This is a genomic window from Streptomyces sp. NPDC051180 (assembly GCF_040689545.1).
Lineage (GTDB): Bacteria > Actinomycetota > Actinomycetes > Streptomycetales > Streptomycetaceae > Streptomyces.
Genome location: NZ_JBFBBC010000022.1, coordinates 12,329 through 37,290, shown reverse-complemented (window position 1 = coordinate 37,290; position 24,962 = coordinate 12,329). Strand labels below are relative to the sequence as shown.

Annotated in this window: 23 protein-coding genes; 18 read left to right on the top strand and 5 right to left on the bottom strand. The window is 70.3% G+C overall.

Features of this window, described 5'->3' with window-relative positions; translation table 11 throughout:
• Window positions 1-128: 128 nt before the first annotated feature.
• The 7 genes from AB0424_RS28595 to AB0424_RS28565 all read left to right on the top strand — a co-directional run bounded on the left by AB0424_RS28595 (window position 129) and on the right by AB0424_RS28565 (window position 6,972).
• Entirely contained in the window at window positions 129-419 is a 291-nt protein-coding gene (locus tag AB0424_RS28595; protein WP_366309462.1) for a hypothetical protein, read from the top strand.
• A 565-nt stretch (window positions 420-984) separates the two neighbouring features.
• The gene (locus AB0424_RS28590; RefSeq protein WP_366309461.1) at window positions 985-3,000 is read left to right on the top strand and encodes a hypothetical protein; all 2,016 of its coding nucleotides are present in this window, start codon (window positions 985-987) and stop codon (window positions 2,998-3,000) included.
• Window positions 3,001-3,360: 360 nt separating this feature from the next.
• Window positions 3,361-4,479: a hypothetical protein gene (locus AB0424_RS28585; RefSeq protein ID WP_366309460.1), complete on the top strand. Its 1,119-nt coding sequence runs from the start codon at window positions 3,361-3,363 to the stop codon at window positions 4,477-4,479.
• A 79-nt stretch (window positions 4,480-4,558) separates the two neighbouring features.
• Window positions 4,559-5,773: a hypothetical protein gene (locus tag AB0424_RS28580; protein ID WP_366309459.1), complete on the top strand. Its 1,215-nt coding sequence runs from the start codon at window positions 4,559-4,561 to the stop codon at window positions 5,771-5,773.
• A complete protein-coding gene (locus AB0424_RS28575) occupies window positions 5,766-6,158 on the top strand; it encodes a hypothetical protein (protein WP_366309458.1) in 393 nt (130 codons plus the stop codon). The genes AB0424_RS28580 and AB0424_RS28575 overlap by 8 nt, the downstream gene beginning before the upstream one ends.
• Window positions 6,155-6,427 carry a hypothetical protein gene (locus AB0424_RS28570; RefSeq protein WP_366309457.1) on the top strand — a complete coding sequence of 91 codons (273 nt, stop codon included), beginning with the start codon at window positions 6,155-6,157 and terminating at the stop codon, window positions 6,425-6,427. The genes AB0424_RS28575 and AB0424_RS28570 overlap by 4 nt, the downstream gene beginning before the upstream one ends.
• A gap of 29 nt (window positions 6,428-6,456) precedes the next feature.
• Window positions 6,457-6,972 carry a hypothetical protein gene (locus AB0424_RS28565; protein ID WP_366309456.1) on the top strand — a complete coding sequence of 172 codons (516 nt, stop codon included), beginning with the start codon at window positions 6,457-6,459 and terminating at the stop codon, window positions 6,970-6,972.
• A 79-nt stretch (window positions 6,973-7,051) separates the two neighbouring features.
• Here the strand turns inward: AB0424_RS28565 and AB0424_RS28560 are convergent, their stop codons facing one another.
• Complete coding sequence (locus AB0424_RS28560) at window positions 7,052-7,798, bottom strand: hypothetical protein (RefSeq protein ID WP_366309455.1); 747 nt, start codon at window positions 7,796-7,798, stop codon at window positions 7,052-7,054.
• Window positions 7,799-8,110: 312 nt separating this feature from the next.
• Between AB0424_RS28560 and AB0424_RS28555 the strand changes: the two genes are divergently transcribed.
• The 6 genes from AB0424_RS28555 to AB0424_RS28530 all read left to right on the top strand — a co-directional run bounded on the left by AB0424_RS28555 (window position 8,111) and on the right by AB0424_RS28530 (window position 17,556).
• Window positions 8,111-8,290, top strand: a complete 180-nt coding sequence (locus AB0424_RS28555; RefSeq protein ID WP_366309454.1) for a hypothetical protein — start codon at window positions 8,111-8,113, stop codon at window positions 8,288-8,290.
• Window positions 8,287-8,625 carry a hypothetical protein gene (locus AB0424_RS28550; protein ID WP_366309453.1) on the top strand — a complete coding sequence of 113 codons (339 nt, stop codon included), beginning with the start codon at window positions 8,287-8,289 and terminating at the stop codon, window positions 8,623-8,625. Before AB0424_RS28555 ends, AB0424_RS28550 begins: the two co-directional genes overlap by 4 nt.
• A gap of 1,367 nt (window positions 8,626-9,992) precedes the next feature.
• Window positions 9,993-15,023, top strand: a complete 5,031-nt coding sequence (gene mobF, locus AB0424_RS28545) for a MobF family relaxase (protein WP_366309452.1) — start codon at window positions 9,993-9,995, stop codon at window positions 15,021-15,023.
• A gap of 85 nt (window positions 15,024-15,108) precedes the next feature.
• On the top strand, window positions 15,109-15,573 hold the full coding sequence (locus AB0424_RS28540; protein ID WP_366309451.1) for a hypothetical protein: 465 nt from the start codon (window positions 15,109-15,111) through the stop codon (window positions 15,571-15,573).
• 100 nt (window positions 15,574-15,673) lie between these two features.
• The gene (locus AB0424_RS28535; RefSeq protein WP_366309450.1) at window positions 15,674-16,345 is read left to right on the top strand and encodes a plasmid partition protein; all 672 of its coding nucleotides are present in this window, start codon (window positions 15,674-15,676) and stop codon (window positions 16,343-16,345) included.
• Complete coding sequence (locus tag AB0424_RS28530; protein ID WP_366309449.1) at window positions 16,342-17,556, top strand: hypothetical protein; 1,215 nt, start codon at window positions 16,342-16,344, stop codon at window positions 17,554-17,556. Before AB0424_RS28535 ends, AB0424_RS28530 begins: the two co-directional genes overlap by 4 nt.
• 72 nt (window positions 17,557-17,628) lie before the next feature.
• On the opposite strand, the gene AB0424_RS28525 is transcribed toward AB0424_RS28530, so the two are convergent.
• From AB0424_RS28525 to AB0424_RS28510, 4 genes are all read right to left on the bottom strand, one after another.
• Complete coding sequence (locus tag AB0424_RS28525; RefSeq protein WP_366309448.1) at window positions 17,629-18,279, bottom strand: hypothetical protein; 651 nt, start codon at window positions 18,277-18,279, stop codon at window positions 17,629-17,631.
• Entirely contained in the window at window positions 18,280-20,676 is a 2,397-nt protein-coding gene (locus AB0424_RS28520) for a TraM recognition domain-containing protein (RefSeq protein ID WP_366309447.1), read from the bottom strand. It abuts the gene before it with no gap.
• A gap of 225 nt (window positions 20,677-20,901) precedes the next feature.
• Entirely contained in the window at window positions 20,902-22,836 is a 1,935-nt protein-coding gene (locus tag AB0424_RS28515; protein WP_366309446.1) for a hypothetical protein, read from the bottom strand.
• Window positions 22,833-23,156, bottom strand: a complete 324-nt coding sequence (locus AB0424_RS28510) for a chromosome segregation ATPase (protein WP_366309445.1) — start codon at window positions 23,154-23,156, stop codon at window positions 22,833-22,835. The genes AB0424_RS28515 and AB0424_RS28510 overlap by 4 nt, the downstream gene beginning before the upstream one ends.
• Window positions 23,157-23,502: 346 nt before the next feature.
• Here AB0424_RS28510 and AB0424_RS28505 point away from each other — a divergent pair, with 346 nt between their 5' ends.
• From AB0424_RS28505 to AB0424_RS28485, 5 genes are all read left to right on the top strand, one after another.
• Window positions 23,503-23,823 (top strand): hypothetical protein, encoded by a 321-nt coding sequence (locus tag AB0424_RS28505; RefSeq protein ID WP_366309444.1) that lies wholly within the window; start codon window positions 23,503-23,505, stop codon window positions 23,821-23,823.
• Window positions 23,824-23,827: 4 nt separating this feature from the next.
• Window positions 23,828-23,974, top strand: a complete 147-nt coding sequence (locus AB0424_RS28500) for a hypothetical protein (RefSeq protein ID WP_366309443.1) — start codon at window positions 23,828-23,830, stop codon at window positions 23,972-23,974.
• Window positions 23,975-24,067: 93 nt separating this feature from the next.
• Window positions 24,068-24,355, top strand: coding sequence for a hypothetical protein (locus AB0424_RS28495; RefSeq protein ID WP_366309442.1), 288 nt, complete (start codon window positions 24,068-24,070; stop codon window positions 24,353-24,355).
• Window positions 24,352-24,648, top strand: coding sequence for a hypothetical protein (locus AB0424_RS28490; protein WP_366309441.1), 297 nt, complete (start codon window positions 24,352-24,354; stop codon window positions 24,646-24,648). Before AB0424_RS28495 ends, AB0424_RS28490 begins: the two co-directional genes overlap by 4 nt.
• Entirely contained in the window at window positions 24,648-24,956 is a 309-nt protein-coding gene (locus AB0424_RS28485) for a hypothetical protein (protein WP_366309440.1), read from the top strand. The genes AB0424_RS28490 and AB0424_RS28485 overlap by 1 nt, the downstream gene beginning before the upstream one ends.
• The last annotated feature ends 6 nt before the right edge of the window (window positions 24,957-24,962 follow it).

The following is a 24,962-nucleotide window of genomic DNA, read 5'->3' as shown; positions in this document are numbered from 1 at the left end:
CTGCCGTGATGGCTCATCATTTCCCGCGATGCGGGAGACCGGAGAGTAGACGCCCGTCCCGCGAGAAGTCACGCGACACGCGCGCGAGTCGTAGTGAAAGCGCGTGGAAGTGTGGAAAGATCGCCACCATGGCTAGGAAGATCGGAAACGAAGGGCCGGACCTCGGCGGACCGTTGCGCGGTCGTGCGCAGACGGGGCGCCCGGTGACGTACGACCCGAGGTCCGGTCAGAACTGGCGTACAGGCGTGGTGATCGTGCCGGACATGGCTGAGAAGGCCATCAAGGCAGCGGGCTCCACGGGACTGTCGTTCGCAGGATTGGTCAACGAGCTGATCAAGCGGATGCCGGTCGACGAGAACGGACGCCCCGTGTGGGCGGACGAACTCAACCGACAGGAGGCGCTTCCGTTGACCGGATAGCGCCTCCCGCAAGACCGTCTGAGCGCGGCAAAAAGCCCCGGTCCAAACTTCAACCGGGGCGGCGCCTTTCCGACGTACAGGGTCCAGCACCTTTCCCGAGCTGCTGAATCCCAAGTTGTTTGCCTGCTACAGCAACACCCACCCGAAGAGGCGTCTCCCAACGCCACCAACCCAGAGGTCCCCGGCTTCCCAACCGAGTTCCTCGCCCTCGCAAACCGGAGGAGGTGAGTCGAGCCCCACAGACGCTTTCCAGGGCGTCTGTCGGGCGGTGGTCCCCTTACCACAAATGGAGCTAGAAGCGCCCCCTTGAGCGACCTGGTTGGCCGCGCTCGGAGCCCTCCGCCGCAGTGGCGAGAGGGGGCTTCGGCGTTCATATGCAGTTAGGAGCCCTCCCATCGTAGCGGACCGCTACGGTGCCGGACAGCTCATGCCCGCCCCCGGAGTGTCCGGAGGAACGGGCGTGCACAGCCCGTCATCTGCCCCGATTCACACCCCTCGTACCGTTGCCCTAGCCGCGCGCGCGGACCTGCAGGAACTCTTCCTGCAGCTGTCCCCGCGGCTGTCGGTGCGCGTCGACACCAAGAACTCCGAGGGCAAGTGGCAGCACAAGTACGTCGAGCGATCCCTCCCGGACCGGGCCCCGCGAGGCCCGTACGCCGTCTATCTGTCCAGCTTCTTCCGCGGCTACCGGTGGCTCTGCTTCGACCTCGACACCAAGCGTGGCGACGTCGGCCCCGACCTCGCAACTCTGCTCCGCTGGTTGGAGGAAGCGGGCCTGACCTATGTGGTGGCCGCCTCCGGCTCCGCCGGCGGACGGCACGTATGGGTCACCGCCGAGACGCTCCTGGACGCCCCGCTGGTCGAGTCCATCGCCGTGTCCGCCGCGAAGCGCCTGCCCACGCTCGACTTTGGCCTGCTCAAGTCCCGCACGGGCGCGGTCCGCCCCATTGGCGCCCCGCACCGCAACGGAGGCCGCAGCGAGCTGCTGAGCCCGGAGACCCCCCGACGGGCCGCCGAACTGCTCACCCCCGCCAGCTGCGGCAACCCGGCGGACGCGTTCCTCCGGCTGCTGCTCGTCATCGACGCTGTCCCGGCCGCCGAGGACGTCCGCCCCAAGCTGGTGGGCCGCGACGAGTTCGGCAAGATCATCGACGACAACGGCCCCCGGCTGGCTGGCACTCCCCGCACTGCGCTCGACCGCGAGACCATGGCGCTGCTCACTCGTCGCCCGCCCGCCGACAAGGTCAGCGAGGTGTGCGCCTCCCTGCTCACCAAGTTGGCCTTGCGCCGCTGGTCGCAGCGGATGGTCGAGCGCCTGCTGGAGGACCGCCGCTACCGCGAGGGTGGGCTGCTGCACCTGTGCACCTCGCCCGGCGTGGGCTCGCTGCGCGTCATGCTCAACGAGGCCGAGGCGGAAGAGAAGTTCGAGCGCCAGTGGAAGCGGTGCGTGGCGTACGCGGCCAAGCTCCCGCTCCCCCAGGACGCGCTGGAGTGGACCGAGAACCTCGCCGACGTCGTCGCCCAGGTCGAGCAGCTCCAGGCCGCCGCCGACGCCTGCCCGGAGCGCTGGGCCACCGAGTCCGGGCCCGCCGACCGCGCCGCACTGGATCTGTTCTGTCTGCTCGCCCTGCGCTCCGGCAGCACCGTGCTGAGCCTGGATGTCCGCCGGGCGGCCCTCGCCACCGGCTACGGCCGTTCGACCATGCATCGCGCGTTCGGCCGGCTCCGTCTCGACAGCTGGCTGGGCCACGGCGCGGACACCGGCCCGGCCAGCACCCACGAGTTGCTCCCCGTCACCGCTTCGCACCCTGCATTCCCTCTCTCTGCACGGGGTGGGACACAAAGAAACCTGCCCCCCAAGGGAGTAACCCGGCACACCCTCCTCTCCCGCCTGGAGAAGCAGATCGCGGCAGGTCAGGCGGACCTCTTCTCGTACGGCCGCGGCACGGCCAACCACTCCGGAGGGCTTGGGCACCACGCCGGACGCGTCTACCAGCAGCTCGCCCTGCACGCCGACCGAGCCCTGAGCCTCACCGAGCTGTGCCAGCGCACCGGATACGCCCCGCGGACCGTCGCCAAGCACCTCACGCGGATGCGGGACCTGCTGGTCGCGACCCGGGCGGTGATGACGGTTCACCACGAGTGCCCCACCTGCCAGGCCGCCCCCGGGGAACGCTGCCGTACAGCAGCAGGAGCTGTTCTCCGCCGCCGTGGAGCCGACCAGCACACCGCCCGCCAGACCCTTGCAGCCGAGCGCTCCAGTACCCCGTACTACCGGCCCCGACCCGGCTCCCTGGTCGCCGCCGCGAAGGCTCTGGGGTGCCACGGTGTCAGGGCAAGCCGTGCACGCCGGTACGCCGTCGAGATTGAGCTGTACCGGTGGTGGCAGCAGGAGGAGGAGTGGATGCGTGCCCCGAAGGCCGGCATCCGCACCGGCGTCCAGACCCACGACGAGCAGGCCGCCCTGGTCCTCACAACGCTCCCCCGCCAGCCCCGCCGCCGTTACCCCCGGACCTCTGACGGTCGGGGCGACCACGGAGCAGCCCGGGCCCGTATCGAGCGCCGCATCGCCACCGCCTGATGTCACGGCTTGCCGTGCACCCTCCGGCGTAGCCCGCAGTTCCACCGTCCTTGAGAACGGGGCTCCACCACAGGGCCTGTTATTACCTGATCACCTGACTGCAATGCATTGCATTCCATTACATCTCAACATTGCATTGACGAAATGCAATGCAATGGATTAGACTGAGGGGACTGCGAGGGCGAGGAGGACTAGATCACCGAACGGCTGGCCGCGTACGCAGCAGCTCCTCGCTGATCTGCTCCACCGCACCGGCAGGGGCCAGCGCCGGGCAGTTACCCGTACACCGGCTGGGCCGTTCGCCGGAAGCAGGTCCTCAGCGCCACCGACCTCCCAACCACCGAGCAGGAGACACCGAAGATGAGCGAGCAGCAGGTCGAGCAGGGCACCGACGAATGCGCGTTCCCCGACTGCCACCGCCCCCGGGTGCCGAAGGACCCCACGGTGCGTGGGAACCGGCCGAAGTACTGCGACGACCCCGACCACAACGCCATGACCGCATACCGGGCCAAGCGCCAGGGCGCTGCCGGCACCTCGGCGGCCGTCCGGGCCTCCGAGGAGGACACCGACCGTCCGGTGACCGGTGCGGCCGCGACCGCTGTGCTCGTGCGCGAGTCCGTTCTCACCGCCGTGAAGGCGCTGGGCGTCGAGCTCCCCCGGTATGTCGAGCTGATGGAACGGGTGGCCGACCCGGAGGCCGCCGAGGCCCAGGTCGCTGCCGCCGAGACCCGGGCGGAGGCACGGATCGCCGAAGCCCAGCAGGAGCTCGTCACCGAGCGCGGCCGCCGCGAGACCGCCGAGCGCAAGGCCAAGGCCGCCGAGGAGGCGAAGGAGGCCGCCGACGAGGCAGCGGACCAGGCGATCCGCGAACTCGACGAGGCCAAGGAGCGGTTCGAGGTAGAGACAGCACGCATCCGGCAGGAGGCCGAGGCCGCCGCCCAGGAGGAGATCACGCAGGCCCGGGAGGAGATCACGCAGGCCCGCGCCGACGCGACCGCCAAGATCACCGCCGCCAAGGAGCAGGCCGCCGAGCAGGTCGCGGCCGCCGAGGCCGCTGCCGGCCGGACGCAGAACGAGGCCAAGCGCCAGGTCGAGGAGATGAAGCTGACCGTCGAGCAGGAGAAGGCCGGCGCTCAGGAGGTGAAAGCCAAGTCGTTGGCGGACGTCGAGGACGCCAACGCCCGTGTGATCGAGGCGAAAGGGAAGGCCGAGGAGGCGCATGCCGCCGCCCGGCAGGCCACCAGCGACGCGAACGCCAGGGTCGAGGCAGCCAGCGAGGTGGCCAAGGAGCTCCGGGAGGAGGTCGGGCGGCTCCTTGAGAACGCCAAGACCGCCAGCGGCCGCATCACCACGCTGGAGACGACGAACGGCGAGCTGTACAAGGATGTTCGCACCCAGGAAAACCGCGCCCGCGACGCGGAGGAGCAGCTGCGCGACGCCACCCGCCAACTCCAGGAGCTGCAGGGCCGGAAGAAGTAGATCCGGACAGGCGGCGACTTCTCGCCAACCATCCGCAACTAGGTTGCGCTTTACTTTCTTTTTGGCGCAACCTAGTTGCATGACGCATTCTCAGACCGTCACCATGCCGCCCCAGCTCACCGTCCGTGAGACCACCGCCGACCAGGTGCCGCCCATCCCCGACCCGGCCAAGGCCCGCAAGTACTTCGACACCAAGGGCGGCTTCGACGAGGGCCGCCTCCACGCGGGCGCCGGCGCCTACCAAAAACTCGTTCTCGACGTCCGCCGCGCGCAGCTCTTCTTCCACTGCGACGACTGGCGCGTGCCGCGCGACGAGCATGCCGATCGCTTTCCGCCCGTCGAAGGGCGCTGGCACCCGTTCCACTGGCTGGAGGTCCCCAACCTCATGTACTGGACCATCGATGCCCACCATGCGGTCAAGGAGCGGCCCTTCCTCACCCTGGAAGAGGGCAACGCGTTCGCCCGCCGGGTCGCCCCGCTCGCCGAGACCCTGCTGACCAATCTGCAGCCCGTCCCCGGCACCGACTCGTACGACTGGAGCGCGGAATCCGCGAGCGCCGGCCTCGACATCGCGGCCGCCTGTACCCGCTACGTGGACCCCCCGAAGGGCCGACGGGCCGAACTCGTGAACATGGCCGAGGCGGTCAAGGCGCACCCCGATCTGGTCCGCGACACGTGGGCGGTCCATGACGATGCCCAGCTCGACGAGCAGGCCGAGGCCCTGAACCGGTGCGGCCTCACCCAGAACCCCGTGATCGCCGAGGCCATCGGAATCGACCCCGACACCCGGGGAGCCTCCCTCGTCGGCACCCGGGCCTGGCTCTACGAGCACCGCCGCCAGGCCGCCGCCGGCCGCCCCATCATCTCTGCCGCCGCCTGGCTCGCCGCCCACCCCGTCCTCCTCACCGACGCCACCACCGACGCCGAACTGGAGACCCTCCCCGACCGGGCCGCCGAGCTCGCCGACGCCGAGGGCGTCTACCTGCTCAACTGCAGCCCGTACGAGGTCCGCCGGATCCGCGCCAAGCTCCGCGACCAGCTCCTCGACGAGATCGCGACGTACGGCGCCGCCCGCGCGAAGGCCGAAGCCGCAGTGAAGACCGCCCGCGCCGAGGTCTACGCCAGGTTGTTCAAGGTGTTCGCGTGGGAGAGCAAGGAGGACGGCAGCCCCGCCGTCAGCGACACCGACCTCGGCAAGCGCACCCAGGTCACCCGCCAGGCCATCGCCAAGCTCCGCGAGCAGCTCGACGCGCCCGTCACCGCCGAGCCCGAAGAGGAGTCCGTCCGTGCCTGACCCGACCACCGGCGCCGGCTTCGACGCCCCCACCCCCGAAGTCGCGTACAGGAGCGCCCCGAAGATGCTCTCCGAGGCCGCCGCCCTCCTCGACCTCTCCGCCCGCCGCCAGGCCGCAACCGCGGCCGCCGTCGCCGCCGGCGGGACGTACGAGGACCCCGACGAGCGGACCTACCTCCTGCGCAGGGCCGCGCTCGCCGACCGCCTGTCGATCGAGTACCCCGACGTCGAGGACTTCCTCACCGACGCCGCCCAGCTCGCCCACGAGCTTGCCGCCTACGACCGCGACCACGGCACCGGCCAGGGCCCCATCGGCCCCGACGCGATCGAATGGGACCCGTCCCACCGCCCCTACGTCCGCCAGGAATACGAGGTAACCCGATGACGACCCACGACCCGACGACCGCTCAGGCCCCCGTCCTCCTCGCGGCCGCACTGCAGGAGCTCGCCCGGGAGTACCCCACCGACCCCGATGACACGGCTACCGTGACCCTCACGGTCACCGACCCGGCGACCGGCGAGCAGCACCAGGCCCACCTCCAGCCCGGACATCTCAGGTGGCTGACCACCCTGGTGATGGACGAGATGACCACCTGCCGCAACGCACACTCGGACGGCACCGGCCAGTGCGGACACTGCACCACCACCCGATGACAGATCAGACCACCGATCAGGAGCCGGAGATGAGCGAGCGCGGAACCGTACCGTGGGCCGAGCTCGCCACCGACCCGGCGACCATCGAGCGCTACCGGGCCAAGGTGCACCACCGCGGCCCGGACGCTTGCGCCTACTGGACGGGGGCGATCAGCAGCTCCGGTCACGGCAAGCTCAGGGCAGGGTCCCGGTCGAGCGGGAGTTCCCGCGTTGTCACGGCGCACGTCCTTGGCTACATCCTCGCCCACGGCACCGCCGCCCTCGCCGAGGGCCACGTCGTCCGCCACGCATGCGACGAGTCGAGCTGTCAGCAGCCCGCCCACTGGATCGCCGGCGAGCGCGTCGACAACATTCGGGACTACTACGCCAGAGCCCACCGAGCCGGTCACGCCCTCGGCGACGTCCGCGGCCCGGACGGCCGAGCCGTCGCCATCCGCGACGCGATTCTCACCGCCCAGGCGACGGGCGCCGACATCGAGGCCGCCATCGCCGCCGCAATCGCGGCGGGTAACCCCAGCGGCTCCGTCCAGGACGCCCTCTTCTAGCCCCAGCCGGTAACAGTTGACCGCCCCTTGTCAGCACGAAGGGCCCGAATCTCCGGGTCCTTCGTTGTATCCCGCCCTGCTACGACGCGTCCGGGTGTACATCGTCCAGGCAGAGCCCGAGGAGTACCGCCAGGTGCCCGCCTGCCGCCCACCGCTCAAGCGTCGCCCGGTCGACGAGGCGGACGTCGTTGCGCGCGGCCCACACCACCCGCTCCCGGGCGAAGGTGCCGCTGCTGACGATGAGGAACAGCGCCCGTGGCTGGGTAGCGCCGTCCGGTAACGCCTGTCCGCCACTTCCCACCGGCCGAAGAACCGCGCGGCCCCCGCTTCCCCGACCGGCCCGCTCGACTCCGCGCTCGAAGGCGACCCCGAGCTGACGCCCGTCCGGCCCGTCGCCGACCAGGTGCACGACACCGGGGCGGATCAGCACCCCGCGCACGTTCGTCCAACCGTCGCGCAACAGCAGCCGGCCGACGATTGTGCGGAACGCGCGGTCGTCGGCTGCGTCGACCTGGTCGAGGCCGAACCGTGCTTCCCGTCGCTGCCCTTCGAGGGCCAGCTCCCGGCGCTGGCGCACCGCAGCCCGCAGCCCGCACGCCCCGGCCACCGCCGCGAGCAGCGCCGCCCACCAGCTGACCCGGGTCCCCAACCAGCCGAGCACGGCGATCGGTAGCGCGAGCACCGTGAGCACCGCGGCGAACGTCGGCGCGACCTCCCACCACTCCGGGCCGTACTGCCCGCTCAGCCGCAGCCGAAGTTCCTCGCGCTTGCGCCAGGCCCGCCGCGTACCGACCGGAGACCGGTCCCACCACTGCACGCTGTTCACCCCCCAGCCGCCTCGCCCTCACAGGATGCCGCCCCTGTCATATCTGCCCGTTCCAGCATCCGTACAGCTACGGGGCCGCAGATCAGACGCGTTGCCCAACCCTCCCCGGCACCCGCGAGGTAATAACAGGCCCTGCGGCGCGGCTGAGTCACCCAAATTTGGGTGACTCAGCCGCAGTCCGGAGCGGCATTCCCTCAAGGGGCACGCCCTCTTCCACCACGACCACGGACGGAGAACCCTCGTGCCTGAGTACGTACTCCCCCTCCGGATCTGTGTGATGGGCCTCACACCCTTGTGCTCGGGTGCTCGGCCGTGACGGAGCGGATCGAGGCCGAAGGTGAGAAGGTCTGGCGCTGTACCGCCCCCGACTGCACCCGGCGCACCTACGGCACCGGCCACCGGGACGACGAGGATCTCCCCGGCTACACCGAGACCGACGGGGACGGCACGGCGATCGTCTGCTGCTGCAACGGCGACCCCGCTTCGAGGTGACCGCCGCCCTGGCCGCCCAGGACGGTCCCGACGGCCAGGGCGCCGGCGTCGAGTCCAGCCGGGCGCCGACCGCATGGGAGCCCGAGATCCGCGACGTCATGGTGAAGGACCTCTCCCACGTTCTCACCGGCGGATGGGTGTGGATCTCCGGTGACCCGGGCTGGCGATTCTTCACCAGGGCCGACTACGACCCCGACTGTGGGGACACCACCGTCACCACCACGTACAGCGACGGTGAAGTGGTGAGAGAGGACCCGTGGCCCGAGGCCCGCCTCGTGTACTCCGGACCGACACCATCCCCACGGCGAGCCGTCCCGGACCGGCCCGGCTGGTGAAATGGTGACCGTCCCCAGTGGTGACGGTCCCGGCCGTCCCCACGGCCCCCTGTCGCCACGGCGGTGGGGACGACCCTGCCGCCGGTAACAGTTGGACGCCTTCGTCCCCACTGTCGTCACCAGTGCCGTGGGCGGACCTGATTGGTGACGAGGCTGTGGTGAGTCGCTATTGGAGCCACGTCCTGCGGCGCGGCCTGGACGACTGCTGGTGGTGGCGCAGCGGCCACCCGAGCGATGCGCCCCACCGTGTCAGAACCCGGGGCACTTGCTCGCTGGGACCCGGGGCGACAACAACCGCGACGCCGCAGCTAGACGCCGGCTCGCCGGGCACGCGCTGGCCGACGTACGGGGCGCGGCGGGCCCGGGCCCGGGCGGTCCAGGCCGTCCCTCGCCTCCGCCACCAGCCCGAGGAGATCGAGGACGCCATCGCCGCCGCCCTCTCGGCAGGCAAACCCCAGTGGCACCCACCAGGACGCGCTCCGGTGGCCACCGCAATCCCCACGGCCCCGGCCCCCTGTCCGGGGCCGCCGCCGTTTGGTGACCGACCCCTGGGGACGTTTCTCGGCGCAGCACATCACCGGGCCCGTCATCACCAATCACCACACCGACCGCGGCCCGACCCGGCTGGGGAACTCACCACCACCATCCCCATGACCATCGTGGGGACGTGCCCGCGAACCGCCTCGCGCCGTCACCAAATCGACTTGGTGACGGCGCGCGCGTGACCACCCGGCCGTGGGGGCCACTGAACGCTGCCGACGTCACCACCACGGCGCTCGCGGTGGTGACCGTCCCCACCGTGATCGCGGTCGGCGTGGGGAGCGGCCCCAAGCGACACGGTCGCGCGCCGTACCGGCTGGTGACGTGGGGACGGCGGTGGGGCATCGCCACCGCCGAAGGCCTCCCCCGGTAACAGTCGACCCCCGCGCGGGAAGCCGCGAGGGGGTCGGTGTCGTCGCCGCCGACCGTAGCGCATGGCGCGGCCGGCGACCACAGGCCGCCCCCTAGGTTTCGGCGACGGCCGCCCGGGGTCGCTGCCGCTCCGGCGCAGCCCGGCGGCAGGCACAGCCCACCATCCGACGGCCCGCATATTTCGGTGCAAACCAATCGCATCGCCAGCGAGCCCCGGGTCCCCCGATACAGGCCGGAGGCCCCGCCAAAGGCATCCCGGACCGCCGCACACCCCACCATGGAACCTCCGATTCCGACCCTCAGCAGACCCAGGTCACAAGATCCATAACTGCCACCCGATCGTCCCGACTACCTACTCAACGTAATCCACCTGCTCACTACAAGAAACCCCACACCTATGCATCACGATCCGATGGCTGTTGTTGATCTTGAAAATCGCCTACTCTGAGTACTCGATGTTGTCGATCAGTGCAGGCTCAGATCCCGGCTACCTGACCAAGGAGGTCAGTGCCGGTGCCGAGCATTACTACCTGCGCTCGATCGATCTGCAGGGCGAGCCGCCCGGCTACTGGCTCGGCGACGGCATCGCAGACCTGGGGCTGTCCGGAACGATCAACAACGAGGTCTTTACCGACCTGTACACGGATTTCATCGACCCCCGGAAGCGGGACGAGATGTACGCCCGGATCGAGGCGATCCCGCACGCGATGGGGAGCGAGGAGTACGCCAAGGCCGAGGCGAAGATCCGCAAGGAGTCCCGGCTGGGGGCGGCCCCGCGGACCTATGAGAAGGCGTACGAGAAGCGGCTGGAGAAGGCCCTCACGGCCGCCGAGTCCCGAGCCCCGGGCGGAGTGCTGAGCCCCGAGCAGGTCAAGGCGATTGAGATCCAGACCCGGAAGGAAGCCCCCTCCGCCACGCACTACTACGATCTGACGTTCTCCGCGCCGAAGTCGTGGTCGGTGGCGCACGCGGCGCTGCAGATCAAGGCCGCTGAGGCCCGAGAGGCCGGCGACCTGCAGGCCGCCGAGCGGTTCAGCGCGCAGGCCGACCAGCTGTGGGACTGCTGGAAGGCTGGCGTGCAGGCTGGCATCGAGCACATGCAGGAAGAGGCCGGATACACGCGCAAGGGCCACCATGGGCAGAAGGTCGACGGCCGTTCCAGCGGCGAGTACGTCAAAACCGACCGGTTCATTGTCGGCGCCTTCGCGCAACACACATCGAGGCAGGACGACCCGCAACTGCACGTTCATGCCCCGGTCCTGAACAAGGTTCTGAGCAGGGAGATTGACCCGGTCACCGGCCGCGAGCGCGAGGTGTGGCGGTCCCTCGACGGCACCGGCCTGTACCGGCACAAGCAGGCCGCCGGGCACCTTGCCGAGCGGGTCGCCGAGCAGGAGCTGGAGCGGGTGCTCGGCTGGCGGGTGCAGATGCGCCCGGACGGCAAGGCCCGCGAGATCGTCGGCGTCGACCAGGACCTTCGCGACAGCTTCAGCAGCCGCCGCGTCGCGATCACCGCCGAGGTCGCCGACATCGCCAAGGCATACGAGGAGAAGTACGGTGCCGCGCCCTCCGCGTACGCGATGGCCCGCATCAGCGAGGACGTCAGCCTGCGCCAGCGCAAGGGCAAGAAGCACGACGCCGTGAGCCGGGAGACGCTGCTGCAGCGATGGGAGCAGTCCAGCAAGGAACGCCTCCGCGAGTCGCTCACCGAGGTCCCCGACCGGATCGAACACGAGTCGGCCCTCGCCGACCTGCACCGGCCGTACAAGGAGTTCGACGCCGAGGTGATCCAGCTGCGCGCCATCGCCGCAGTGCAGGAGCAGAAGCCCACCTGGACCCGCCCCGACCTGATCGTCGAGCTCAATCGTCAGCTGCCCGACACCCTCGGTGGCCTGGACCGTCGGCAGGTGCGGGACCTGCTCAATCGGCTTGCCGATGACGCCCTGTCCCCCACCGCTGAGAACGGCGTGGTGCGCACGAAGGCGCCCGCCCTGGTGGAGATCGCCCCCGAGCTGCAGCGCGCCGACGGCACCTTCAAGTACGACCCGAACCCCAAGACCTTCGACCGGTTCGCCACCGAGAAGCACCTGCAGACCGAGGAGCGGCTGGCGAAGTTCGCCGGCGAGCGCGGTGCGCCGACCGTCCCGGCCGAGCTGGTCGAGGAGGTGATCGCCCAGCGTGGCCTGAAGGGCAAGCAGGCCGAGTTCGTCCGCGAGGCCGCCACGTCTGGCCGCAAGGTCGACCTGCTCGTCGGCCCGGCTGGCGCGGGCAAGTCCTACACACTCGCTGCCCTCACCGAGGTCTGGGAGGCCCACGAGAACGGGAAGGTCATCGGTCTGGCCAGCGGCCAGCGTGCTGCCCAGGTGCTGCGCGAGGAGGGTGTCGACAACGTCGCCAACATCAGCATGCTGCTGCTCGCCAACCGGGCGATGGCGGAAGGCAAGGCGTTCCCCAACGCCGAGCAGTACCGCATCCCCCGGGGCTCCCTGGTCATCGTCGACGAGAGCGGCATGACCAACAACACGGACATGGACGCCGTGCGCGCCCTGGTCGAGGCCAGCGGCGCCAAGATGATCCCCGCTGGTGACCATCACCAGCTGACGTCCGTGGGCGCGGGCGGCATCTTCGCCCAGTGGGTCCAGGACGCCCCCGGCGTGCACGTCCTGGACGAGGTCCGGCGCTTCCGCGACACCGACCCGATCACCAGGCAGAAGACGACCCGGCAGTGGGAGGCGGACGCCTCGCTGCAGCTGCGCAAGGGTGACACCGAGGCCCTCGCGGCGTACGAGCTCCACGGCCGGTTCCGCGGCGGCAACGCTGAGGAGATGACCAGTCGGGCCTACCAGGCGTGGATGACCGACTACCTCGCCGGACGGAACCCGCTGCTCATCGCCGGGGACAACCAGCAGGTTGCCGAGCTGTCCGCCCGAGTCCGAGCCGACCTGGTCCGCGCCAAGCGGGTTTCCGAGGATGGCGTGGTGCTGCGCACTGGCCGCGAGGAGTACGGCGGCGTCGAGACCAAGGCCGGTGTCGGCGACCTGATCCAGATGCGCCGCAATATCCGGAAGGTCACGGCGGAGAACGGCGACTTCGCGACCAACCGCGTGGTGGCGAAGGTGACCGGAACCAGCGACAACGGCGCGCTCATGGTGGAGCTGGAGGACGGCGCGCGGATGCACCTGCCGGCCGCCTACGTCGCCGAGCACGTCGAGCTGGCGTACGCGGCCACCGTCCACGGCGCCCAGGGCCGCACGGTCGGGGTGTGCCACTCGCTGGTCGACGAGTCGGTCAACCGCGAGGCGCTGTACGTCATGCTCACCCGCGGAGAGGGCGGAAACTTCGCCTACGTGATCACTCACCAGCCTGAGCAGAACCTCAAGCGTGAGGAGATCCCGCACCACCTCGCGAAGCTGGACTCCGCCCTGCAGCGCAGCGGCCTGGAGCCGACCGCGACGAAGGTGATCGCGGCCGAGCTGGAGCGGCGCGAGAACCTCGCCGTGCTGGAGCCGGTGTGGTCGGGCGTCAAGGAGCAGGACGCCGCCAAGCGCTACGGCACGGTCCTGCTCCAGACCCTGGGAGAGGCCGACTATGAGCGGGCCGCGTCGAGCGAGGCGTTCGGTTCGCTGATGCGGCTGGCCCGGCACGCCGAGGAGCAGGGTGTCGACGTCGAGGACCTGCTCGTGCGCACCGCGCGCTCGCGGGAGCTGGAGAGCGCCGAGGACGTCAGCAAGGTGCTGCACGACCGGCTGCAGAAGGCGGTCAACCTCATTCAGCGGGACGAGCGGAAGGCGGAGGAGGCCGAGCAGCGCGCGGCACTGGTCGAACAGGAGGCCAAGGTCGCGGACGCGATCGAGGCCGCCCAGGCGCCGATGGACCCGGAGCAGTTGCTGGAACTGGCCGATGCCGAGGCGCCGGCCGTCGCGCACGGCGAGCTGATGAGGCAGACGATGGCGACACAGACGGGCGTGGAGACCCTGCAGGCCGGGACGGGCGAGGAGGCGCTGGCCGCGCAGGAGGCGCAGCTGGCCGCCGTCCTTAAGACAGCCGAGGAGATGACGGACGCCGAGGTCGAGCAGCTGGTCGACGCCCCCGCGCCCGAAGCAGAGCCCGCCCCGGCGGTCGAGCACAACCTGCACCTGGCCGAGCTGATGCGGCAGCAGGACGCGTTCACCATCGGGGTGGAGGTCCTGCACGCTGGCCAGGACGTCGAGGTCCGCGCCCGGCAGGCTGCCGAGCGCGATGCCCGATGGGAGGCCATGGACTCCTACACCGCCCGCACCCCGCAGCTCGACGGCGACCTGGGCCGGATGATGCAGGAGTGGGCCGTCGAGATGGATGAGCGCACCGAGCGCCTGGGCCGCCGGGTCGCCGAGGAGCCGCCCGCCTGGGCCGTCGACCGGCTGGGCCCGGTCCCCGAGGACCCGATCGCACGCGCCGACTGGGAGCTGCGCGCCGGCCGCGTCGAGCGGTACCGCGAGGCGCACGGCTACGACCACGAGACCAACGCGATCGGCCAGGCCCCGCCGCAGGGTGCGGTCGAGGCTCACGCCGACTGGGATCGTGCGCGCCGAGCCCTCGGTGTCGATGAGAGTGCGGCCGACATCGCCCGCGCGTCCGACGAGACCCTGCAGCAGATGACCGAGCGCGCCGATCGCGAGGAGGCGTGGGCGCCGCCGTACGTCGGCGACGAGATGCAGAAGGCGTACACCGCCGAGCGGAACTACGCCGACCAGGCCACCCAGCTGGAACTGCGCGCCCAGGAGCAGGCGGAGAAGGAAGCCGCCGAGCATGAGGCGAAGGTCACCGAGACCATGTACCAGGTCTCGAAGGCCACCGGATACAACGAGCACCAGCAGGCCATCGCGCAGTCGATGGCGCTGCAGCAGGTGCCCACCCTCCAGGCCGAGATCGACCCGTCGGAGCTGGTACGCGACACCCTGGACCGTGCGGAGACCTCGCAGAGCATCGCGGAGACGATGGGCGAGCGGGCCCGGCAGCTGCGGGAGATCCACGAGACCCGCGAGCGGTGGGCGGAGGAGACGCAGACCGTCCGCGACGAGGCCAACCTCGCACGCACCGAGCTGGAGCGCCGTGCCCCCGAGGTAGAGACAGAGGAGCCGAAGACCGGCACCACGACGAGCGCGGCGTCGTCGCCGCAGCCCTCGACCGAGGAGGAGCTGATGCGGGCCATGGAACAGGCCCGGGAGGCTCAGCAGATCCTCGCCCAGCGGGCAGCCGAGCGTGTCGAGCGCGAGCAGCAGGCCGCCCAGCCGCAGCCGCAGCCGGAACACTCCGAGGAGCGGGAGCGCGAGCGCCTCGACCGCGCCTTCGAGCGCGAGGACGCGTACGCGCACATCGGACGGGACCTGGCCGCCGCCGACCGGGAACTGGCCGAACTGTCGGCCCCGGCCGCGCCCGAACCGGCCCCGGAGCCGATGGCCCCCGAGCCGCTCATCCCGGACTTCGACCACGACATGGACCTGTGAACCGAGGAGCCGACACGATGACGACGTGGACGCGAACGACGAGCTGCTCTGGCTCCGTGTCAGGGCACATGGCTACGGTGCCGTCATGACCGACAACGCGTGGTGGGGGAAGCCGGCCGCCTTCCTTCCGGCCACGACACCGCCTGCGGCACCGGCCCGGGATCTGCCCGACGGCATCGTCCGCGCGCGCCAGGAGCTGGAGCGGCTGCGTGACGATGCCATCGCCTCACAGCCCGTGGGCGACCCGCTGTCCGTACAGGTTGTCCCCTGGTGCTCCCCGGACGGGATTCCCAGCTGGCTCGAAGGGGTCGTGGACACCACCCGGTGGCTCCTGGGCGAGCGACCGTACGCGCCGATCTCCCGGCAGGTCGCGCCCTACCCCGAGCTGCCGGTCGGGCAGGTTCGGCTCGCCTCCGAGGACTGCATCTTCGGGCACAAGTGGCACGACGTATCCGAGTGGTACGCCGGCGCCGTCAAGCAGACGATCGTCTGGGCCCGCGGGGCGGAGGATGAGCCGCGCCCCCTCTTCGGCCCTCCGGCTACTGCGTAGCGGCCAGTTGCAGCACCGTTGCCCGTCCCTCAGGGGGCGGGCACATGCGTGTCCGGGGGCATTAGTGCTTTGATCTCGGCCCTGGCCATAGGCTCTCGCCATGCTCATTGCGAACATGTCCCCCCGGACGATGGCCAAGACGACCGATACCGGATGGCTGTCGCACGCCCTGGTAGAGGACGAAGAGTCGTACGAGGTCGTGGGGTACGACGCCGACCACTCCAAGCAGTTCTGGAGCTGGCACAAGCCAGAGAAGGGCGGCTTCTCGTTCCCCGTCCACCTGATGGCGTCGGCTCAGTTCCACAAGGAAGTCGCTTCCCCGACCGGGAAGACGATCGCGATGGTGGACTGCGGGCACAGCGAGAACCACCCGCACATCGCCGACTCCGTCCTGCGCGTCGCTGATCTGGTGATCCTGCACATGTCGCCGACCAGCGGGGACTATGAGCGGATCTCCGACCCCGAGGACGCCACCCCGTTCATGGACATCCTGCGCCGCAGCGCGCCGCTGCGAGCCACGCGGGCGATGCCGCCGACCTGGGTGCTGCTGAACCGCACGGTGGCCAACGCGGGGTCGACGGGTTATTACCGTGAGGAGATGACCAAGGACGGCTACGACGTGTTCAGCACCGTCATTCCGCGCAGCGAGCGCTTCGCCGACTCCATCGGCGCCCCGGTCGAAGGGGCCGCTAAGACGGCGTTCGGCGCGCTGGTGACCGAGATGAAGAAGCGCGGGCTGCTGCCCGTGGGCGACCTGGAGGGCGGCCAGTGAGCCCGAGCCAACAGCAGATTCGGGCGCAGCGCGCGGCCGCCGCCGAGGAGCGGCGAAAGGCGAGGGCCACAGGCCCGGACCCTTTGGAGACCGGGGCACCCGCCGACGACGAGCAGGTGGCGCCTTCCTCGCTGGCTGTGGTGCCGGCCAGTCGCGGTGAAGCTGAACCGGAGACCCCGCAGGCGGTGCCCGTCGTGCATGGGCTGCAGGCGTACCGTCCGCAGCCGTTCACACCGGACCTCATTCCCGCGCCCGAGGAGCTGGATGCCCAGGGGCCGATGACGGATGACGAGCTGGTCGAGCTCGCCTATTGCGAGGCCGCGTACACCAACGCAGACAAGGCCGACTGGATCAAGTGGATGGCCGCGGAGGCGGTCCGCAACCGCAAGATGCACCGGGGCCCGGACGGCACGCGGACGTGGCCGGAGTACTGCGACGCGAAGTTCGGCGAGTCCGAGTCCGAAGTCAACCGGTCGATCCAGCAGTGGCGCCTCAAGCGCGCGATCGTTGAGCAGCAGACGACAAGGATGTTCTCCACACCCTCCTCCCATGTCCAGACGCTGCTGCCCGTCGTGGCCGAGTACGGCGGCGAGGACGAGGTCGCCCGCAATTACGTGGCGATGCGGACCTGGGCGGCCGAGAACAAGGTGCGGGTGACCGCCGCCGACCTGGAGTCGTGGGTCCAGCGCGCCCAGGCCGTGGAGAAGCCGGCCGAGCGTCCCGCACTCACCGGGGAGAGCTTGCTCGAAGTACGCGAGGAGCGTGTACGGCTGCAGGCGCAGGCCGAGGCCCGGAAGGCTGCGAGGAAGGCGGCGAGCGAGGCCAGGCAGACGGCCCCGGAGCCGGAGGCGGTACCCGAGACTCACCCAAATTTGGGTGACTCTCCAAAGGTGGAGGCCGCGCCGGAGGGTCACCCAAATTTGGGTGACCAGGCACCCGAGGCGATCGCCGGGGCGGGCGATGGGGATCAGCATCAGGCCCCAGAAACGGGCAACGACGGCACCGGGACCGGCGAGGACCAGCAGTCGGAACAGGGCCCCGACCCGCTTGCGATGCGGGCCCAGGTCGCGGCGAGCACGCTGGAGGGGATGAGCGAGGGGTTCGTGATGTCGGGGCTGCTGCGGCACGCGAGCCCGGAGACGCTCAAGACCATCGTGGAGGCGGCGCTGTCGCTCGCCGAGGCCGCCGAGGCGGAGCTGGCGAGCCGCTGACGAGGCCCGCGCACGCCGAAGGGGGAGTCACCCAAATTTGGGTGACTCCCCCTTCGGCGGTTCTGGGGACGGTCAGCCGCTCTTCTTCGCCATCTCCGCCTTCGTCGGCCGCAGCTTGACGAACTCATCGATGTACTCGTGCAGGCCGCCGTCCTCGAACGCCATCTGGTCCTCCTCGATGGGGACCTCATGGAGCATGACCCGGTCGGCCTTCGAGGCGTCCTTGTGGCCGCACCCCTCGAACTCGGGGATCAGGATCTGGTCCCTGAGCTGAGGCCACCACCGCAGGTGCCATTCCGCGGCCCGGGGCGGCGGGGCCTTGGGCTCATACGCCCAGTCGTGGAAGTGGGCCAGCCAGGTCAGCTGGATCCGCAGTTGGGGGTGCTCGTACCAGCAGGGCCGCCAGTGCTCCCGCGCGTACATCGGGTGCAGGGTGCTCCGGCACCAGTCGGTGAGCCATTTCCACAGCTCCCGGGCCCGGTCCTGGTCCGCCGTCGCCCAGTTCGGGGTGGGCGGGGGCCCGTCCTCTTCCTCGGAGCCGGGGCGCAACTCCTCGATGGACTCCAGGATGTCGGCGAGCGCCTCGTGGATTCCGGCGATCGAGGTGGAGGGGTCCTTCCCCTCCAGCTTGCCGATCCGCTCCACGAGCGCCCCGAAGCCCTCCTTGAGGACCGCGAGGTCACCGGCCAGGACGGTGAGCATCCGCTCGGGCTGAATGGCCATTTAGAACGCTCCGAAGTTCCGCACCCGGCGCGGCGGGGTGGTGTCCTGCGCGCCGGTGCTCTCGTCGGTGGTTGCTTCCGGCTGCGGGGAGATCTGCTCCTCCAGGTGGACCGTCGGCGTGGCGGTCGGCGGCGCCGGAGCCGGGGCGGGCTCGGCGGGCGCGCTCGGGACGACGACCGGGGGCGGCTCGACGACCTGGCCCGGGACGATGCGCAGGTGGTCGCGGGGGCCGGGAACACCGCCCGTGGACCAGTCGCTGACCGCCGGGGCGGAGGTCCACGGGCTGGTGGACGGGGCCGGAGGCGCCCACAGCTCCTCGACCGGAGCGGGGGCCGGGGGTGTCGTCCAGGCGCCCGCCGCCGGGGCCGTGGGAGGCATCGCGGGCGGAGCCGGGACGGCGAAGGGCGGGGCGACCGGCGGAGCGGGCGCCCACATGCCGGCCGGGGCGGTGGGCGGCATCGCGGGCGCGGGCGTCCACGCCGACGGGGTGACCTTGGCCTTGCGCTTACGGGCCTTGTCGCGCGCGTCCTTCTTGCCGCGCCGCTCCAACTGCTTGAGGTCCTTGCGGTCCCAGACCATCTGATAGCGGGCCACGACGGGGCCGCCAAGGTGACGGCGGAAGATCAGGGCCTCGCCCGGCTTCAGGTACATGATGTCGGAGGGCGACATCGTCGGTTCCTTGACGTACCGGAAGCTGCTGCTGCTCGTCGTCGTCCCGTTCGGGCCCGGGCTCCTGGCGCCGGTCTCCTCCTTGACCCGCTTGGTGCCGGTCAGCTTGCTCATCGACTCCAGGTGGTCGTCGTTCTTCAGGCCGCCGAGGACCACGGCGGTGCAGTTGTCCCAGATCGTCTCGGCGCCGTTGCGGCCCCACCGCTCGCGGATCTGCCCGCGGGACTGGAAGGCCGCGTCCACCCTGATGCCCAGACCGCGCGAGTCGGCGGTCCACTTCTCCAACGGCACCGGGCAGATCAGCGCGGCCTCGTCGAGCTCGAAGCTCACCGGCGGGTCGTTGCGCTCGCCGTCCTGGGCAGGCGCCCGTCGGCGTGCGGCCTCGTAGATGTCGCCGGTGAGCGTGGTGAACAGCGGGCCGATGCCGCCCGTGCCGGTGTTCTCACCCAGCACGTACACCGTGTCGCGGCCGGACTCGATGAACTCCTCGACGTCGAACTGCGGCACGTCCGGGTTGTGGGCCTCCCTGACCGACTGTGCGATGTCCGGCAGGGACAGGCACTCGAAGGTCGTCGACAAGGTCAGGAAGACGTTGTCCAGGGTCGTGGTCTTGGAACGGGAGTCCGCCGACGCCGACGCCTGCGTCTGCTGCAGGTCGTCCGCCCAGCCCTGCGGCACGATGTCCGGGTTCTCCCTCAGGGCGTCCTCGAAGATCCGGGTGGCCGGGGTCTCCATCGGCTTCTTCGACCAGCGGGCCACGTCCAGGAGGGACAGCCCGGCCGTGTCCGCGGCCCACATGAACGACTTGAGGACCTTGAAGCTCTGGGAGTTCCAGAAGTCCCGGTTGTCCAGGCCCGAGGTCATGTCCGAGCCGTCGAGCAGGTACTTCGCCCGGCGCAGGGCCGTCTTGGGGTCCTTGCAGCCGATGACCGGATCCCACCGCAGGTTCGAGGGGTACTTTCCGGAGCCCAGCCGCATGGGGTTGAAGATCCAGATGCGCCCGCCGGCCCGCTGCCGCAGCGGCGCGGTCAGCTTCACGATGTCGACCTTGGTACTGGTGGCCACCACGGAACCGGGAGCGTCCACCACGAAGTTGCCGAGCAGCCCCGTCTTGCCCGCGCCCATCGGCGCGATGAGGACCGTGCTGTCCTCGATCGGCGACCAGATGTCGATACCGGTCTTGCGGTCCCTGCCCAGACGGACCCCGACCTCCGTGGTGGGGATCTGCCGGGGCGGCACGTCCGCCAGGGACGGGCGCAGGGCCCGGAGGGTCTTCTTCCTCAGCAGGGCCTGGCGGCTGACGTGCTTGCGGATCGCCCCGGACGGGGCGAAGCCGTCGTTGTCCCCGCCCATGCCGCCGAGGATCGAGCCCTCTTTCACCTTCATGTAGCCCGCGGCCACCACGGCCAGCGTCACGGCACTGGCCATCACCGGCTGCTCCGCGAAGGCCGAACCGACGAGGCTGACGGCCTTGCCGCCGACGGTTCCCATCATGTCGAGGACCTCGCCGAAGTCCGCGCCAGAGGACTCGGCAGGGCCCTGTTCGACCGTCAGGGCCACGACGGGAATGGTGCCGATCGCGGTGTAACGCGCCCGGCGGCGCATCTGCCGCTCGATGCGCGCCAAGGGGGCGGAGCCGGATGCCGGCGCGGACTCCCCATACGCGGGGAGATCGTTCGAGGGCCGGGGGGTGGTGGTCGTGGTCGTGCCCTTACTGTTGTCGTTCACGAAGGTTCCCTTCGTAGTGGGCCTCGGTGCGTAGCCGCCAAGCTCAAAGCGCACCGGGGCCACTCCAGTTGGTATACGTCGCTGTACTGACATGTGCCGCACGGTCGTGGCCCATCGTTGCTGACCTGCTGCGACCGGCGGCGCAGCCTCCCGCGAGGCGGGAAGGGATGGGCATACTTCCCGCCAGACCGGACCTTTCCGTCGCGAGCGCCCGTGCACGGACGGTCACACCGTGGCCGTCTCGTGCTCGGTCTCGACCTCGTCCTCGCTGCGGGGCGCGGGCACCTCTCCCCTGGCCTGGGCGGCCTGCTGGTCCTCCTTCTCGATCTCCCCGATGTGACCGCGCACCGCGTCGAGCCCGAGGTCCAGCTGGAACCTGTCGATGAGGTGACGGGCCAGCTCCCGGCGCGAATTCCGGGGACCTGCGGCGGCCGTCCGTTCCTCCGCCGTCATGGACTGCAGCAGCTCACGAATGCGCTGCCGGGTCTCACCAGCGGCGCCACCGCCGCTGATGCGGGTGTCGATCCGGGGCCGCTTCGGTCCGTTGGCCGGCACGCCCGCCTTCTGCAGGGCTTCGAGGGCTCGCAACCGCTCCTCCAGGCGTACCGCCTTTTCCCGGTCCTGCCGGGCCTGCTCCAGAACGTCGTCCGCCTCCTGGACCAGCTTGTCCCGCTCTCCGACGAGGGCCTCCAGTCGCTCGGCCAGGGCACTATTGCTGCCCTCCATCCGGACGACTTCCTCCCGTGCCAGGCGTGCCACCTCCTGAGCACCGGTCAGCTGCGCACGGATCTCCTCCAGCTCCCGGGACGTCCTCTGGTAGAGCTGCCCGGTCGACGCCTCGCTGCTCTCCAGCAGCTCCCGCTCCGTGCGCAGGGCCGCCAGCTTGAGTTGCTCCGCCTCGATCTCGGCGGACACCGACTCGCCCGCCTTCTGTGCCTCGCTCCGGGAACGCTCCAGCTGCTCGGCGAGGTCGGCCAGCTGAGCCCTGGCCGCCTCGACGGCCTCCTCGGCGGCCTGTCGGGCTTCCTCCGCTTCCTCCGCGCGAGCGTCGGCCTCCTTGGCCCGCTTCGAGGAGTCGATGAAGTCTGCGTTCGCCGCGATGTTCAACTGCTCCAACTTCGCCATCGCCGGGCTGTCGGGCCCATAGTCCAGCAGCGCGACGTCATCGGCGTTGGTCAGCCAGGCCATGCGCTGCATGAGCTGCAGTCCCTGACTCGGGAGGTGAGTGTCCGCCTGCTCCAGCGCGTTCTGCGCCTTGGGCCGGATCTTCCTGTCCACCTTCCGGGTCAGTGCCTTCAGCCGGCTCCGGGCCTCCTGCTTCGCACCGCGCCCATCCCTGCTCTGGACGGCCTGCTCCAGGTCCTTCTTCTCCAGCAGCGCCACGCGCAACTCGTAGGAGGCGTCCGCGGCCTCCCGGGCGCGTGCCCGGCGGACCATCTCGTCCGCACGGTCGTTGACATCCAAACCGAACAGGCCGAACACCCAGGCCCACAGCTTCCGCCAGACCAGGCCGACCAGCAGGAGGGGCCCGGGCTTCCGACCCTCGGGGCGCTTCTCGTCTTCCGCCAGCTCCGTCTCGCCGAGCGCGCTGTGGAGGGGCACGTAGATGACCCAGGCCGCGCCGATCGGCATGGCCGCCAGGAAGGGCGCCGCCCACACGTTCGGGGCGTGCACGATGTTGGCCGCCGCCGAGGCGAACACGAGGCCCCAGGCCGTGGCCCGCATCACCTTGAGCGAGCGGGTCCACCGCTGGCGCGGGTCATCGTTGGCCATCTTGAACATCTGGGAGAACAGCCGGATTTCCAGCACGTCGAACATCGACACGAAACCGATCGCGAACAGGAACGACAGGTTGACCGTGTCCTGAGCGAAGTGCCACAAGCCGTTCAGGGACACCGCGAAGCCGCCGATCAGGGGCTTTGTGTCCATGTGGAGGGGCTTGGGCGGGAGTGGCTGATCCTTCTCCCGGGCGACCGCGACGGCCTCCCGGTGTTCCTCGTCCCGCTTCGCCTGCTGCGCCGAGGACTTGGAGATGACCAGGTAGCCGACGACGAGCAGAGCGATGAGCACGGCGCTACCAGCGGCGACGAACACCCAGGGAGGCAGGTCGCCGACGAACTGCTCGGCGGTTTTGCCCCAGTCGATCGTGTCGAAGTTCACCGGCTCCCCTCCGGGTCGTCTTCCATTCCGCCGGCCAACAGCGCCTGCTCCCGCTCCAGCAGCTGCTCGTACCGTGCAAAGGCATTCGTGCGCAGGTCGTCCTCGGTGTCACCAGAGAGCAAGTCCGGGTGCCTGACCACCAGGTCGACCGCCACCCTGATCACGGTGTTCTCGGTGATCCGGCCGCCGCCCTTGTGGGACCGGGCGCGCATCAGCTCGCGGGCGAGGCTCGACAAGTCGGTGTGCTGGTCCTCTCGCAACGGCACCCACTTGGGTCGCTCGTCGGACTGCTCTTGATGCTTTGCCGAGTTGTCCGCCATCAGATGTCCCCCTTGGGGTCGTGGAGTCGGTGACTCCAAGAGGTTATGGGTCCGGGCGGGCAGCGCTGTGCGCGGTGCGGGCATCCGGTCGCGGACTGCCGAGAATCCCATCCGTCACTCCCTTCTATAGGTGTCGAGATCAACCTAACCTCAACACTCCAAGAGTTCAAGAGTCTTGAACTTCAAGGCTTTGGGGGTTATGTTGGTTCTGCAAACGAGAGAGGGCCAGACGGCTTGCAGGCCCCTGACCCTCTCTCCGGCCGGCGGTTGCAGCCCCCGGCCAACGCCCGGACAGGCGCGTAGGACCGCCTTCCGGATCGGGACACCCCTAGATGGAGGGATTTCCATGAGCCAGTTTGTCAGCAAGAGCTTGATTCCCGCCGCGCGGGTCGAGGTCCTCGACCTCCCCGCCCTTCGGTCGCCTGACTTCCACGAGCAGACGGCCGTCACCGGTGCGCGCCTCGTCGTCGTCGGCCGTATCGCGCCGATGTGCCGCGACTGCCTCGGCTTCGAACGCGTCGTCACCCACACCGGTGTCGTCCTCTGCGTCAACCCCATGCACGCCAAGGACAAGCCGAAGCTGCCGATGCGTCCGACCCCGCACGAGCGGGACGGCCGACAGGACAAGCCGCAGCCGGTCCGTCCGCACTCGCTGCTCGTCGGCTGACGCCGTGGCCTGCATCCAGGACCCCGCCGCGAGCGACGCCCTGAACCGGGCCGAGGAAGCCCGCCGGGACGCCGAGCGCGCCGCCGCACAGGCCGCCGCCATCAGGGAAGCGCGCCAGAACGCCGCCTCGTCCTCACCGACCGGCCACTGAACCACCCCCATCAGCCCGGCCCGGGCGGCAGAGGCACCGCTTCCGCCGCCCGGGCGGGCCGCACCCCGTCTTCTCCTTCCACGGAGGCTTGCTGTGCGCTCCACCTCGAAGATCACCACGACCCTCGCCACGTTCCTGTTCGTCTCCCAGGCCCCGGTCGCTGAGTTCGCCCAGAACCCGGCCCGGACCCGCGAGCTGATCCACGAGACCGCCGACCGTCTCGGCACCCACGGCGCCAACCGCGCGCTCGCCGAGGTCGCTTACGAGTACGGCGAGCACCCCGAGACCGCCGCCGCTCACATGACGGCCTGCCTGAAGGCGGTCGAGGACGCCAGGTTCCAGACCTGCGTCCCCGAGCCGCGTCTGGCGGTGTCCCGATGAAGGTCCCCACCACCGGCAACTTCACCGCCGAGCGCATCACGGCCCTGCTCGCCACCCTCGCCGCCGTCCTGGTCGGCGTCGCGGCCCTGCACCTGGGCGCCGATCTCTTCGACGTCGCCGGCGCCGCGCTCATCGCCTACGTCGTCACCGTCGTCGGCGTCGCCATGAAGGGCCAGCAGAAGCTGAGCCTGGCCAAGATCCTCGCCGCCACCACCAAGGGCGCCCTGATGGGGTCCGTCCTCACCGTCATCTTGCTCATCGGCATCGTGCGGGCCTTCAAGGGGATGGTGTGATGCTGCGCCTGACCGCCCCGCGCGCCCTGGCCACGAAGGTCACCGCGCACGCCACCGGCACCGACGACGCCCGTGAACTGCTGCTCGCCATGGGCATGGCCACCGAGGACACCACCGAGCCCGAGCCGGCCGCGAAGGTGGGCAGCGACTACGTGTCGCCCGCCCAGCGCCGCGTGGAATGGACCCGGAAGGCGGGCGAGATGAACGCCGCCGGCCACACCACCGCCGACATCGCCACGGCCCTCGCCATCGGCGAGAACCTCGCCGCCGAGCTGGTCGGCGACTGGTGGGCGGGGGTGGACCGGTGATCCGCG